13 protein-coding genes and 1 tRNA gene are annotated in these 13371 nt (G+C 58.1%); 9 read left to right on the plus strand and 5 right to left on the minus strand.

Annotation, left to right across the window (positions count from 1 at the left end; all coding sequences use genetic code 11):
* Positions 1 to 75: 75 nt before the first annotated feature.
* The 3 genes from ADB08_RS04710 (at position 76) to ADB08_RS04720 (ending at position 2712) form a co-directional block, all read left to right on the plus strand.
* Positions 76 to 1704 (plus strand): acyl-CoA carboxylase subunit beta, encoded by a 1629-nt coding sequence (locus ADB08_RS04710; protein WP_016423283.1) that lies wholly within the window; start codon positions 76 to 78, stop codon positions 1702 to 1704.
* The gene (locus tag ADB08_RS04715; protein WP_016423284.1) at positions 1701 to 1961 is read left to right on the plus strand and encodes an acyl-CoA carboxylase epsilon subunit; all 261 of its coding nucleotides are present in this window, start codon (positions 1701 to 1703) and stop codon (positions 1959 to 1961) included. The genes ADB08_RS04710 and ADB08_RS04715 overlap by 4 nt, the downstream gene beginning before the upstream one ends.
* 148 nt (positions 1962 to 2109) lie before the next feature.
* Positions 2110 to 2712 carry a Maf family protein gene (locus tag ADB08_RS04720; RefSeq protein ID WP_049171323.1) on the plus strand — a complete coding sequence of 201 codons (603 nt, stop codon included), beginning with the start codon at positions 2110 to 2112 and terminating at the stop codon, positions 2710 to 2712.
* Between the two features lie 65 nt (positions 2713 to 2777).
* Here the strand turns inward: ADB08_RS04720 and ADB08_RS04725 are convergent, their stop codons facing one another.
* A complete protein-coding gene (locus tag ADB08_RS04725; protein WP_049171326.1) occupies positions 2778 to 3836 on the minus strand; it encodes a Cj0069 family protein in 1059 nt (352 codons plus the stop codon).
* Between the two features lie 365 nt (positions 3837 to 4201).
* Between ADB08_RS04725 and ADB08_RS04730 the strand changes: the two genes are divergently transcribed.
* From ADB08_RS04730 to ADB08_RS04740, 3 genes are all read left to right on the plus strand, one after another.
* Complete coding sequence (locus ADB08_RS04730) at positions 4202 to 5086, plus strand: sulfurtransferase (protein WP_048733645.1); 885 nt, start codon at positions 4202 to 4204, stop codon at positions 5084 to 5086.
* Positions 5087 to 5506: 420 nt separating this feature from the next.
* The gene (locus ADB08_RS04735) at positions 5507 to 7294 is read left to right on the plus strand and encodes an acetyl/propionyl/methylcrotonyl-CoA carboxylase subunit alpha (protein WP_049171331.1); all 1788 of its coding nucleotides are present in this window, start codon (positions 5507 to 5509) and stop codon (positions 7292 to 7294) included.
* Positions 7295 to 7411: 117 nt separating this feature from the next.
* A complete protein-coding gene (locus ADB08_RS04740) occupies positions 7412 to 7813 on the plus strand; it encodes a hypothetical protein (RefSeq protein WP_042388876.1) in 402 nt (133 codons plus the stop codon).
* 30 nt (positions 7814 to 7843) lie between these two features.
* Here ADB08_RS04740 and cobF read toward each other — a convergent pair whose 3' ends face one another.
* Complete coding sequence (cobF, locus tag ADB08_RS04745; protein WP_049171337.1) at positions 7844 to 8692, minus strand: precorrin-6A synthase (deacetylating); 849 nt, start codon at positions 8690 to 8692, stop codon at positions 7844 to 7846.
* On the minus strand, positions 8643 to 8924 hold the full coding sequence (locus ADB08_RS04750; protein ID WP_016423292.1) for a hypothetical protein: 282 nt from the start codon (positions 8922 to 8924) through the stop codon (positions 8643 to 8645). Before ADB08_RS04750 ends, cobF begins: the two co-directional genes overlap by 50 nt.
* Before the next feature lie 275 nt (positions 8925 to 9199).
* Here ADB08_RS04750 and ADB08_RS04755 point away from each other — a divergent pair.
* Both ADB08_RS04755 and ADB08_RS04760 read left to right on the plus strand, forming a co-directional pair.
* Positions 9200 to 9272: transfer RNA gene (locus ADB08_RS04755), tRNA-Arg, on the plus strand.
* A 197-nt stretch (positions 9273 to 9469) separates the two neighbouring features.
* Positions 9470 to 10330: a siderophore-interacting protein gene (locus ADB08_RS04760; RefSeq protein WP_016423293.1), complete on the plus strand. Its 861-nt coding sequence runs from the start codon at positions 9470 to 9472 to the stop codon at positions 10328 to 10330.
* 14 nt (positions 10331 to 10344) lie between these two features.
* Here ADB08_RS04760 and ADB08_RS04765 read toward each other — a convergent pair whose 3' ends face one another.
* Complete coding sequence (locus ADB08_RS04765) at positions 10345 to 10920, minus strand: RDD family protein (RefSeq protein ID WP_070545928.1); 576 nt, start codon at positions 10918 to 10920, stop codon at positions 10345 to 10347.
* A gap of 281 nt (positions 10921 to 11201) precedes the next feature.
* Between ADB08_RS04765 and ADB08_RS04770 the strand changes: the two genes are divergently transcribed.
* Positions 11202 to 11837 (plus strand): hypothetical protein, encoded by a 636-nt coding sequence (locus ADB08_RS04770; protein ID WP_048733659.1) that lies wholly within the window; start codon positions 11202 to 11204, stop codon positions 11835 to 11837.
* A 185-nt stretch (positions 11838 to 12022) separates the two neighbouring features.
* Here ADB08_RS04770 and gcvT read toward each other — a convergent pair whose 3' ends face one another.
* Positions 12023 to 13195: a glycine cleavage system aminomethyltransferase GcvT gene (gcvT, locus tag ADB08_RS04775; RefSeq protein ID WP_049171343.1), complete on the minus strand. Its 1173-nt coding sequence runs from the start codon at positions 13193 to 13195 to the stop codon at positions 12023 to 12025.
* Positions 13196 to 13371 lie beyond the last annotated feature (176 nt).

Below are 13371 nucleotides of genomic sequence, written 5' to 3' on the forward strand. Positions count from 1 at the left end.
TCATTACCCCTACTTTTGTTAACAGCGATTGCCCCCAACTACCTCCCCCCGTTTTCGAAACGTAAACTAGTTGGTATGACGACTGCCGCAAATACATCAACCGGTGAAACCCCGGATTTGACCACTACTGCTGGAAAGCTGGCCGATCTGCGAGCCCGTCTCGCAGAGACCCAGGCTCCAATGGGCCAGGCCAGCATTGACCGCGTCCACGACAAGGGCAAGATGACCGCTCGTGAGCGCATCGAGTTCCTCTTGGACGAGGGCTCGTTCGTGGAGGTTGACGCTCTCGCACGTCACCGCTCCAAGAACTTCGGCCTCGACGCCAAGCGCCCTGTCACTGACGGTGTTGTGACAGGCTACGGCACCATCGATGGCCGCCAGGTCTGTGTCTTCTCGCAGGACGGCGCCATCTTCGGTGGCGCGCTCGGTGAAGTCTACGGTGAAAAGATTGTCAAGATCATGGATTTGGCCATCAAGACCGGTGTCCCAATTATCGGCATCAACGAGGGTGCTGGTGCCCGCATCCAAGAGGGCGTTGTTTCCCTCGGCCTCTACTCCCAGATTTTCTTCCGAAACACCCAGGCTTCTGGTGTTATCCCACAGATCTCCCTGATCATGGGCGCCTGCGCTGGTGGCCACGTCTACTCCCCGGCTCTGACCGACTTCATTGTCATGGTCGATGGCACTTCCAAGATGTTCATCACCGGCCCGGACGTTATTAAGACCGTCACTGGCGAAGAGGTCACACAGGAAGAGCTGGGTGGCGCTGGTACTCACATGAGCACCTCCGGTACTTCGCACTACACCGCCGCTGATGACGAAGACGCTCTGACTTTCGTTCAGGAATTAGTCAGCTACCTGCCGTCCAACAACCGCGCTGAGGCTCCTCGCATGGAGGCTGAGCCGTTCGAGGGCTCCATCGCTGACAACATCACTGAGACTGACCTCGAGCTCGACACGCTGATTCCGGACTCCCCAAACCAGCCGTACGACATCAAGGACGTCATCACCCGTCTGGTCGACGACGAGGACTTCCTGGAAATTCAGGAGGACTACGCACAGAACGTGGTCATCGGCTTCGGTCGCGTGGAGGGTCGCTCGGTCGGTTTCGTCGCCAACCAGCCGATTCAGTTCGCTGGCTGCCTCGACATCAAGGCATCCGAGAAGGCGGCTCGCTTCGTCCGCACCTGTGACGCCTTCAACATTCCGATCATCATGCTGGTTGACGTTCCAGGCTTCCTGCCGGGCACCAACCAAGAGTTCGACGGCATCATCCGCCGTGGCGCCAAGCTGCTGTACGCATATGCTGAGGCCACCGTCCCGAAGATTACCGTCATCACCCGTAAGGCCTACGGCGGAGCTTACTGTGTGATGGGCTCCAAGGACATGGGCGCTGACATCAACCTGGCATGGCCGACCGCTCAGATTGCGGTCATGGGTGCTTCCGGCGCTGTCGGCTTCATCTACCGCAAGGAGCTCAAGGCTGCTGCGGCCGAGGGCAAGGATGTCGTCGCACTGCAGAAGGAGTACGAGGCAGAGTACGAGGCCACCCTGGTCAACCCGTACATGGCTGCTGAGCGCGGCTTCATCGACGCCGTTATCCCGCCGAGCGAGACCCGCGGCCAGATCATCGAGGGTCTGCGTCTGCTGGATCGCAAGGTTGTTAACGTACCCGCCAAGAAGCATGGGAACATTCCGCTGTGACCGATTCCAAAAACACCCCAGCAACCGAAGACAAGGACGCCGCTACAGCCCCGGCTGCACCGTTCATGTCCGTCCTCAAGGGCAACCCGTCAGACGCTGAAACCGCCACGCTCGCGCTTTTGTTCGCAGGTATGGCAGCAGCCGGCGGTGCCCCAGAGGACCGCGGCCCGCGCAACAACTGGGGTCGGCTGGAAGAGGGTTTCCACCAGCCGCACCAGCACGTACCGGGCACGTTCCGCAACGTCCATTTCTACTAGTACAGCTACCGCTTACCGCGTAGTCGTTACCGCACGCTAGCTGCGTCGATTCGCTAGCACAAAGCGCCACCATCGGGTTTTCCGATGGTGGCGCTTTTATCTTTGAAAATTAGGCTTTACGATTCCGCCCTCACTAAAATCACTAACTATGAGCAGCCCCCGAATCGTCTTGGCTTCCACTTCCCCTTCGCGACTGCACATTCTGCGCTCTGCAGGCATCGAGCCCATCACAGTAGCGCCCAACGTCGACGAGGATGCCGTGATTACAGCCCTTCCGGACGCATCGCCGGTACGCATCGTCGAGGAACTCGCACAGGCCAAGGCACACGCTGTCTCTCCGGCCTACTCCAATGACATTGTCATTGGCGGGGATTCAATGCTGCTTCTCGACGGAAAGTTGCAGGGCAAGCCCCACACGGAAGAAAAGACCATTGAGCGCTGGCACCAACAGAGCGGCCGGACGGCTGAGCTGATTACTGGTCACTGTGTCGTGACGCCAAAGGGCGAGCACCTTGAGGTGGCGATTACTTCCCTCGACTTCGCTGAAGTCCCAGAAGAGGACATCCGTGCCTACGCTGCGACGGGCGAGCCACTGAAGTGCGCTGGCGCGTTTACCTTGGAGGCTCTAGGCGGCTGGTTTGTCGATGGCATCAATGGCGACTCATCCAGTGTGATCGGACTGTCGCTGCCTGTCGTGCGCCGAGCTCTGTATCGCTACGGCTATTCGGTCTCCCAGTTCTGGAATAGGTAAGCATCGCAAGGACGTCGTAAAGCAAAAACCGCACCAAATTGGTGCGGCTTTCTTAGCTGTGGAGACTACTTGTTAGCAGCCTCGACGCGCTTGATGGCCTCCTGAGCAACGAGCTCCTGGATACCCATATCCAGCTCGGAGGTGAAGCCAACACAGGAACAGTTGATCTCGCCGAGAACGTAAGTGTCCTCGCCGTCCTCGCCGTCTGCCAGCATGAAATCAGCTGTCCAGATCAGCGGGATATTGTCGCCACCGAGGTTCTCGGCAATGACCGGGCGAGCCTCAGCAAACATATCGATGAGGTCCTGCCATTCTTCCGGCTTGTTGTAGGTGTACTTCGCGCCAGAGAACAAGGTTGCGGAGAAAGCGTCGCCGCCCTCGGCCGGCTTCTTGTGAACCACGAAGACCGGGTGCGGACCGACCAGCAGAATGCGAATTTCGCCTTCGGTGATGCGCGGCATGAAGCGCATGTCCACGAGCATGCCGTTATCGCCGATGATGTACTGGTCACAGAAATCCATGAACTCGCCAAGCTCGCGAGTCTCGGTGTGGTTGTCCACGGCCTCGGTGCACTTCAGCTTGGTGTCCAGCGGCAGCGGGGTGCCCGGCTCAACGTTCTTAGCAACCTCTTCGTCAGCGATGCGCACACGCCAGATGCCGGACCCGGTGGAGCCACGGTTCTGCTTGAGGACGCGCTCGCCGTAGGACAGGGAGGTCGGGAAAGTGCTGTGGAATGCCTCGACGTCGTAGTAAGCAGCGGTGTCAGACGGAACCAGGTCAGTATCCTTGAGCTTGACCAGTGCGTCCTTTGCGCCGTAAGCCATCATCTCGCCCGGGGTGGACATACCGACCAAACCAGCGACCGAGAGGCTGGTCAGAAGCTCGAAGTAGCCCCTCTCACCACCCGGGATGTTGCCCGGGTTAACGCGGGAGATGTAGCCGTCGAAGTTCTGAGAGACGTAGTCGTACAGGTCGTCCTTCCACTCTGGTCGGTAGTAGACGACCTCAGCGGACCAACCGGCTTCGCGGATAGCGTTGACGATTGGCATGGTGTCCTTGCGGTGTCCGTCGAAGTACTTGTCCGAGCCGCCCTCGATCTCGAATACAACAATGTTCTTGTGCACAGGCACTCCTTTTAAGAAAATACATGGACTTCCGGCACTCAATTGTCTCCGTAACGCAGCGAATACCCAGGCAGATAGCCCATTTCAGCCCATTTTCCAGTGATACGAATCAACACAGTTTTTGCGCTAACTCTCAGCTAAATTTTAGGACACTACCTTGACTCCGAGCGCGCTGAAAACACTCCTTTTACCCCCAACTGTGAGGCGTATCCCAGGGGGTGGCCGCGGACGCAATTGTTGCCGTTGGAAAGCGCTCACACCGGGGACTATTCCGCCGTTCGCCACGCGACCCGTAAACTAGATATGCAATTGACGATAAACGTCAGAAAGTCCCACCCACCCAACTTGCGCCAAGGGAGTATCCGATGGCTGTTCCGCACGACCCGCACCCCCAGTTCCAGCAGTACGCCCACCCTGAGCGCCTCGTCTCTAGCTCCTGGCTTGCTGCCCGACTGGGCTCTCCCGGTCTGCGCGTTGTTGAATCCGACGAGGACTCACTGCTCTACGACATTGGACACATTCCGGGCGCGGTTCGCATTGACTGGCATCACGACCTCAACGACCCCGTGCGCCGCGACTATATCGACGCTGAAGGCTTTGCCGAGCTCATGCGCGAGAAGGGTATCTCGCGCGACGACACCGTCGTAATCTACGGCGACAAGTCCAACTGGTGGGCCGCCTACACACTCTGGGTCTTCGAGCTTTTTGGACATCCCGACGTGCGCCTTCTCAACGGTGGCCGCGACGCCTGGATGACTGAAGAACGAGACACCAGCTTCGAGGTCCCCAATTACCCACACACTGACTACCCTGTCGTCGAGCGCGACGATAAGACACTGCGTGCCTACTTCAGCGATACACGTGAACTCATTGGAAAGGCTCCGATTATCGACGTGCGCACCCCGGAGGAGTATGCCGGTGCGCGAACCCACATGGTCGATTACCCGCAGGAAGGCGTCCTGCGTGGTGGCCACATTCCAACCGCAGTAAACATTCCATGGAATCAGTCCGTTCACCCGAACTCGCGTTTCCGCGACCGCGAAGAGCTCGAGCAGATTTACGCGCACGTTCAATTTGAAGATGAGGCGATTGTCTACTGCCGCATCGGCGAGCGCTCCGCGCACACCTGGTTTGTACTGCACCACCTGCTCGGCCACGAGAATGTTCGCAATTACGACGGCTCGTGGGTTGAGTGGGGCAATATGATTGGCATGCCCATTGCCCACGGTTCGGAGCCGGGAAGCCTGTAGGCGATCGACGCAACCGGTGGGCGCTTCCCCCACCGTTTTTCCAGCGTCAGCGACTGGCGCTACACCGGAGATTTGGTTTCCCCCTGCCGCCCCCAATCAAGGGGGCGGCAGTTGCACTCTTGGGCGATAATTTTAGCCGCAAACCTAGGTTTTTGGGCGGAAAATAGCCACTTCAGCTGCCCCCATACTCACTTGAACGCTGCTCAAGGTCACAATCCCTACCCCCTTATGTAGCGAGCAAAAAGAGGTTGCTTACCGCACCTGTGACACAATGGAGGCATTGGGTCACACGCTGTTAGCTACCGCGTGGTTAACCGCATTGCGGTTCACCGCTCAGTTAACTGCAGTGCTGCTTGTGATTCCTACAAATGACTGTCGCAACCTTGCCCCGAGGGCCAATTCTCGGGGTGCCCACGAAAAATGGAGGATTTCGTGTCCGAGCAGACCACTGAAAAAATCACGAAGGTTCTCGTCGCCAACCGTGGCGAGATTGCCGTTCGCGTTATTCGCGCTGCGAAGGACGCAGGCATTCCTTCCGTCGCCGTTTACGCTGAGCCGGATGCGGACGCTCCATTCGTAACTATGGCGGATGAGGCTTTTGCTCTCGGTGGCACCACTTCCGCTGAGTCTTACCTAGTCTTCGATAAGATTCTGGATGCCGCAAAGAAGTCCGGCGCTAATGCCATCCACCCGGGCTACGGCTTCCTGTCGGAGAACGGCGACTTTGCTGAGGCTGTTGAGAACGCTGGCCTGATCTGGATCGGCCCGTCGCCAGAGTCCATCCGCGCCCTGGGCGACAAGGTCACCGCTCGCCACATTGCGCTGAAGGCTGACGCTCCGATGGCTCCAGGCACCAAGGAACCGGTTAAGGATGCAGACGAGGTCGTCGCGTTCGCTAAGGAGCACGGTCTGCCAATCGCCATTAAGGCTGCTTTCGGTGGCGGTGGCCGCGGCATGAAGGTCGCACACGAGATGGAAGAGGTCGCTGACCTCTACGAGTCCGCTACTCGCGAGGCCGTTGCCGCCTTCGGTCGCGGTGAGTGCTTCGTAGAGCGCTACCTGGACAAGGCACGCCACGTCGAGTGCCAGGTTCTCGCTGATAAGCACGGCAACGTCGTTGTCGCCTCCACCCGTGACTGCTCTCTACAGCGTCGTTTCCAGAAGCTCGTCGAGGAAGCACCTGCTCCGTTCCTGACCCCGGAGCAGGATGAGCGCCTGCGCCAGTCCGCTAAGGACATCTGCCGCGAGGCTGGCTACTACGGTGCTGGCACCGTTGAGTACCTGGTCGGCGCTGATGGCCTGATCAACTTCCTCGAGGTCAACACCCGCCTGCAGGTGGAGCACCCGGTCACCGAGGAAATTACCGGCCTCGATCTGGTCCGTGAGCAGTTCCGCATTGCCGAAGGCAAGGAACTGTCCATCAAGGAAGACCCGGAGATGCACGGTCACGCTTTCGAGTTCCGCATCAATGGCGAGGACGCCGGCAGCAACTTCATGCCGGCTCCGGGCACCATCACCAAGTACATCGAACCGTCCGGCCCGGGTGTCCGCATGGACACCGGCATCAAGGAGGGCGATGTCATCGGCGGCCAGTTCGACTCCATGCTGGCCAAGCTGATCGTCTGGGGCGAGAACCGTGAAGAGGCTCTGCGCCGCTCCGCTCGCGCCCTGTCCGAGTACCAGGTTGAGGGTCTGGCAACGGTAATTCCATTCCACCGCCACATTGTTGAAAACCCGGCGTTTGTCGGCGATGGCGAGAAGTTTGACGTCTACACCAAGTGGATTGAAGAGGAATGGGACAACCCAATCGCTCCGTACGACGGTGACTCTGACGCTGACACCGACACCGTCCCGGCTCAGAAGGTCGTCGTCGAGATTGACGGTCGCCGCGTCGAGGTAGCCCTGCCGGGCGACCTGGCCCTGGGTGGCGGCAACGCTGGTGCCAAGAAGAAGAGCAAGAAGAAGCGCGCTGGCGGTTCCAAGAAGGCTGCTTCCGGTGACGCTGTGGTTGCTCCGATGCAGGGCACCGTCATTAAGGTCAACGTCGAAGAGGGCCAGGAAGTCTCCGAGGGTGATACCGTCGTTGTCCTTGAGGCCATGAAGATGGAAAACCCAGTCAAGGCTCACAAGGACGGCGTTGTCACTGGTCTGGCTACCGAGGCTGGCTCGGGTGTCGGCAAGGGCGATGTCCTGATGGAACTGAAGTAATTCTAAAGCTCTAAGCGGGGCTGGTTGCGATGGGGTTCGCAGCCAGCCCCGCTTGATTCTTTTCAGCCCCTCCCCCGGCGCCCTTAAACACTGTTCAGGACGTCTAGAGTGGACGGTATGGAACCCATGGAAGTAAATGCCGGCCGCTTCTACTGCCGTCCGCTGCGCCACGATTCCCGCGTCGATGACGCCCCGGTCGCAACCCAATTACTCACAGAATTGGCCCCTGACTCCGTCGCCGAGTTCCTTCGGAACTCCACCACCGAGTGGGAAAACGACACCGCCTACCGCTTTGCGGTTGCTGAGCAGACGAACGTCGAGATGCTCGCACTAGCAACCGTCGAGGTCATCAATGCCGACCACGTCAGCATCACCGTCCGTCCCGCAGGCGATCCCGCACGCGTGTTGCCTAACGACGATCAGGTCCTCACCAAGGTAACCGTCGCCGACGGCGTCGAAGCCGCCGAAAAAGCCCTCCATCGATGGGCAGAGGGCTTCTTGGGTAAGAAAGTCAGCTAGCCGAACTAACACGGCTGCGACTGCTCAGTCCTAGGCGCCGGAGCGCAGCAGGTAGATATCCATAATCCAACCGTGCTCCGCACGTAGCTCCTTTTTCAGCTCCGCAATCTCTTCGCCGACATCGCCAACACGACCACGGCGGAGCGTCTCCAGCTCCGTTCCCAGGAATGCACCCCAGAGAATCTCTTCCTCCGGGTCCGCGTGCTCGAGCCAGGCTGCCCCACCATCGAGCATTACCACCGCATCCGTACCAGGCGCGCGCTCCCCCAGGCGCCGACCAGTGGTAATCAATACCGGCTTACCAATCTGGTTCAGGCATTCTCCATGCGCTGCGGTCAGCGCGGAAATCGCCGTCACACTGGGGATAACTCGCGAGCGCACGTCCAGTCCAAGGTCGCGGACGCGCTGCAAAATCCGCAATGTTGAGTCATACAAGGAAGGGTCACCCCAGACCAAGAACGCACCGCGGCGCTTGCCCTCTCGTCCGAGGTGAGCGACGAAGGCGTCGGCAAGCAGCTCTGCACGGCGCTGATGCCAGTCACGGACGACTGCGCCGTAGTTATCGGGCGTGCGGTCACGTGGCGGGTCGGGAACGGTAACGAGTTCGACATGCGGCGCATGCTTATCGACGATCGCCTGTCGCGCAGCCAACAAGTCCGCTTTGGCATCACCCTTGTCGAGAGCAAAAACTACGTCGACATCAGCAAGAGCGCCGATAGCCTCGAGCGTAATGTGGCTCGGACTACCGGCGCCGATTCCGATGACGTCTACATCGACATACCCGCTGTATACAGGGCTCTCGGCCTGAGTGCGGGCGGCGTCGTTTCGACTAGTGATTGGTCGGATCTCCCTCGTAACCGAACTGTTCAGCCATCTCATCTGGAGACAGGCCAGCCATCGAACCCTGGAGGTTAGCCGAAGCGGCCTGCTTCAAGTAAATCTCGCAAGCGTTGGCCATGTACTTGGAGTCGTACACGTTCATCTCCAGAATCGGAGTCAAAGAGCCATCATCTTCCATGCGCGAAACCAAAAGGTGCGGCTTGTCCGAGTCCGTGGTCATGGAGCACTTAATCTTGACACCGTTGACATCCGTGAAAGTTGGCTTAATCATATTGTCATCCTCCTCCAAAACAGCGACCGGAAAATAAGTAGCGCTGTTGCGACCGCAAGCGCAAGAAAGTCGCTCGTTATAAACCATGTTAGCCAGATTCCGGGCGGCACCGCCGAGCACAAAAGCACATGGGGGTAATAGCGAGCTTCCTGCATGTTTGCGTGTCAGGTCGAGGACCCAATTGCCACTAGAGCTCGCAGATGCGTTAAAGTGATGAAGTAATTTTCCGGCCGCCGAGAATGTGTTTTCACGGCTGTTTTACCCGGAAGATGATTGCCCTAGTAGCTCAGTGGATAGAGCACGGCTCTCCTAAAGCCGGTGTCGGAGGTTCGATTCCTCTCTGGGGCACAAATACCCTCGTGACCTTTTACATATAGGGCGCGAGGGTTCTTTGTTTTTCTCACGACCGGCCACTACGCCCCCTCCTGAGAACGCATCACCCAGCAATTTCCAGAAACACTTGTGTTAGGCTTACCTAATCACGTGGCGTGTAGACTTCCGCCAGTACAAAACAGCCCAAGACTTGTTGAAGGACAGTGACAACTATGGCTGGCCTAGCTAAAGCAGCAGCACCGAAGCGTAAGCCCCGTAAGGCACACGAGGCAACAGTTACTGGACGTCGCCAGATTTCCCCAGACCTTGTTCGTTTGAGCATGAACTCGCCTGCATTTGTGGGCAAGGAGCTGGAGTTTACCGACCATTACATCAAATTATTGTTTGTGCCAGAGGACGCTGATTACTCCTGGCCGTTCGATATTGCGAAAATTCGCGCCGAACAGCCGCGAGACAAACTGCCAATCACCCGCACATACACTCTGATTAATGTGGACTCCGAAACCGGCGACTTTGACGTCGACTTCGTCACCCACGGCGATTCCGGCCTGGCTGGACCGTGGGCACGCGTAGCCGAAATCGGAGACAAGCGTGGCTTCTTAGGGCCAGGAGGCGCATGGGGACCTGCAGCAGAATATGAACACTTTGTACTCGCCGGAGACGAGTCCGCAGCGCCAGCTATCAGCGCCGGACTGAAGCACCTCCCAGCAGGCACGACCGCAACCGCATACATCGAAATCGAGTCCGAAGATCGGAAGTTTGAGCTCCCAACCCGAGAGGGTGTGGAAGTCCATTGGGTCCTCCGCAACGGCGCAACCCACGGCACAGAGCTATCCCGCGCAGTGCGCGAGGCGGGCATTCCAGAAGGTAAGAAAACTAGCTGGTTCATCCACGGTGTCGCCGAGATGATCAAGGAATTGCGCCGCTTCCTCTTCGTCGAATCTGAGATCCCGAAGAAAGACGTTTCCATTTCTGGCTACTGGCGTATCGGTATGACCGAAGACCAGTGGCAGTCTTCTAAACGAGAATTCAACGCTGAGGTTGAGGCCGAGGAGGAAAGAGCCAGGGCCTGACGCTTGCTCGAACGTTAGCGCTCGCTACGCCTTTCAACAACGACGCGTTTTCCTGCCAACCAGTCGAATGGGTGCCAGCGGCAAACAGCAACCCAAATCATCAGGACACCAAAAAACAGTTCAACGTTTGGCTCAAAACCCGTAGGCAAGAAAATCAGCGACAATAGGTAACAATTACGTACCGCTGCCCGCCAACCTCTGTGCCAAGAATCGTCTCCTGATTCGAGCTCCGATGTTCCCTCTGGCTGAGCGACTTCGAACGGAGTTGCCCCAGAGTCTGCTTTCCGCGCTGGAACAACGTGTAGCAAAAATGCGCTTTTACCAAACGTCTGTTCACCGCGAGCCTCTGCAACCACGCGCACAAAGAAAAAGACAGCTGGGAATATGACACCATACAAAATCCTGAACTCTGGCGGACTCGGCAGCGCCCAGTTCGCCATGGCTGCTTCCCACGCAAGTTTGCCAAGTGCCATAATGATGGCAACAAAGATTCCTACAAGGAACGAATCCAGTATCCACGCGCCACTGCGCCGAGCGAACAAATCCGCATTACTCTTTACGGGGAATCGATTCGGGGTGCGCCGATACATGGGACACACGCTATCAAAACCACTTATGACTTCACAGACGAATTGCCTTTCCCTACCGCACCCGTTCTGCCACGATTAGAAGCATCCAGTATGCAAATCGAAAAGTTGACTGTATAGTTGCCGGTTGAATCAACCTATCTATTGGGTGTCAGCAACTACCTTGCCAATAACTTGGCAAGTTCCCCTATAGCTGGCACCCCCAGTGGTTTTTCAGGAGACGCCGCCCCAGAAAGCCGAGAATTAAACCACGCGACGCAGGCCCGAGAAGCCCAGAAAGTGAGATGGATGTGAATACGCGAACTCAGCTGTCAGCCGTACAGCACCCTAAACTCACTGCCGTCCGGCGCAAGAACCGCCGGCAGCTGGCGCTGGCCTGCTGCTTCCTCACCTTCGCAGCCACGGCCACCAGCTGCGCCAACAGCGAAAGCGAGGAGGTTGCCGCGACGCAAACCTCGTCGTCAAGCCAACTTACTACGGTGTCGACGACGAGTTCGCCGACGACGACCGGACCAAAGGTTCGAGAAGGCGGTACGCCGCGCATCGGGCAGCTGTGCCCGAACCAGACCGGGGAAATACGAATGAGCGCCAACGGCCAGAATCTTGAATGCGCACAAGTCGGCGAGCAGGAAGTATGGACGGTGCTGCAGCAAACCCCCGCGAACCCGACATCGCAGCAAATGTGGATTTCCACTACTCCGACGACCACTGAGCCACTGCCTCAGGAACCTGAGCCGACGACTCCGAGCGAGAGCACAACGGAGACAAGTGAGACGGAGAGCTCGACGACCTCTGATACTTCCACGCCGCCCGATACTTCAACGACTCCGACAACCTCCGGCGAGCCGACAGAATCGGAATCGGAGCAGGAAGAGCAGCCAAGCGAAGATAATCATGGGCTCACCGGCCTGTTCCGCTAGGTTCGTCTCTGGCTGCGAGGTTCGTCGGCTCGGGACTTAGTTAGGTAAGGTGCGCTAGCTCGCCCTAAAAACCAAAATCCGCTGCAACAATACTGCAGCGGATTTTTTATTTACCCAACAGATACGAAGAGACGAACCTGAACAGATCTGAGCCCGCCACAATGCGGCGGAGCACCCGCGCTCCCCTACTTGCGGTGACGGCGATTGTAGAACGGCGTCGGAACGACGGTGGCGGTAATGTCGGCGCCTTCAACGGTCAGCTCCGTGCCAGTGGAGGACTGCCAACGCTGAACGTATGCAAAACCGATGGGGTGCCCCAAAGTCGGCGACACCTTGGCGGAAGTCAGCACGCCAACCTCGTTACCTTCCGCATCAATGAGCTTGGTGCCACGCTTGGGAGCTTCATCACCGGAGAAACGCAGACCAACCAGTAGCTCCTTCGACTGCGGACGATTAATCAGTGCGTTGCGACCAATAAACTGCCCCTTGGTCGGCCCCATGATGGACTTCAGGCCGGCCTCCAGCGGAGTGCGGTCGCGAGTCAGCTCGTAGCCATAGAGCGGCATACCAGCCTCAAGACGCAGGGTGTCGCGGCAGGCCAGACCACACGGCAGCAGGCCGAGGTCAGCGCCGTTGTCAGCCGGATCCTCCGGGTTTTCCACCTTGCCACCTGCTGCAATGATTGCACGCCAGACCTCGACGGCGCGGTCAGCCGGCGGGAAGATCTCGAAGCCGTCCTCACCGGTGTAGCCGGTTCGGGCAACAATCATTTCCACACCTGCGACCTCGAGCAGAGTGCAAGAGTAGTAGTTCATGCCATCGAGAGTCGCGTGCAGATCCTGTGGCAACAGACGGCGCAGAAGCTTCGCAGCCTTCGGCCCTTGAATGGCCAGGAGCACATTCTTGTCATTCATGCGCTCAACCTCGACGTTGTAGCCACCAACGCGCTCGCGCAGCGTCGAGTACACATCTTCAGCGGCTGCGGCATTCTGCACCAGCATGAATTCGTGACTACCGAGACGGTAAATGATGAGGTCATCAATAATGCCGCCGTCTTCCTGCACAATCATGGTGTACTTGGCACGGCCCAACGCCAGCGGCTTGATTGCCGAAATCAGGGAGTGTGCAAGGAACGCCGCCGCATCCTCACCAGTGACGCGGATGATACCCATCAGCGACAGGTCGAAAACACCAACGGCCTCACGCACTGCGTTGTGCTCTGCAATTTCCGAAGAGTAGCGGAACGGCACTTCATAGCCACCAACATTGCGCATTTCTGCGCCAAGGCTTACGTGCTCATCATGCAGGGTGCTACGGAAAGAATTGTTGTTCTCAGAAGCGCCAGAATTGTCAGTCATACACACTCCAATTATTGCGGTGGGGCAAACCAGATTGTTACCTTCCCACCTTATATCTAAGACTCCGCGCCCGCTTCCGCGAGCCCCTGCGGAGCTAGGGCAACAGCCCCCGTCCATTAACTATCATGCACTGATTCGCACACGCTTGACGACGACCCCGCGCCCACTACAAAGGC

The organism is Corynebacterium sp. 239_CJEI (assembly GCF_001055995.1).
Taxonomy (GTDB): domain Bacteria; phylum Actinomycetota; class Actinomycetes; order Mycobacteriales; family Mycobacteriaceae; genus Corynebacterium; species Corynebacterium jeikeium_D.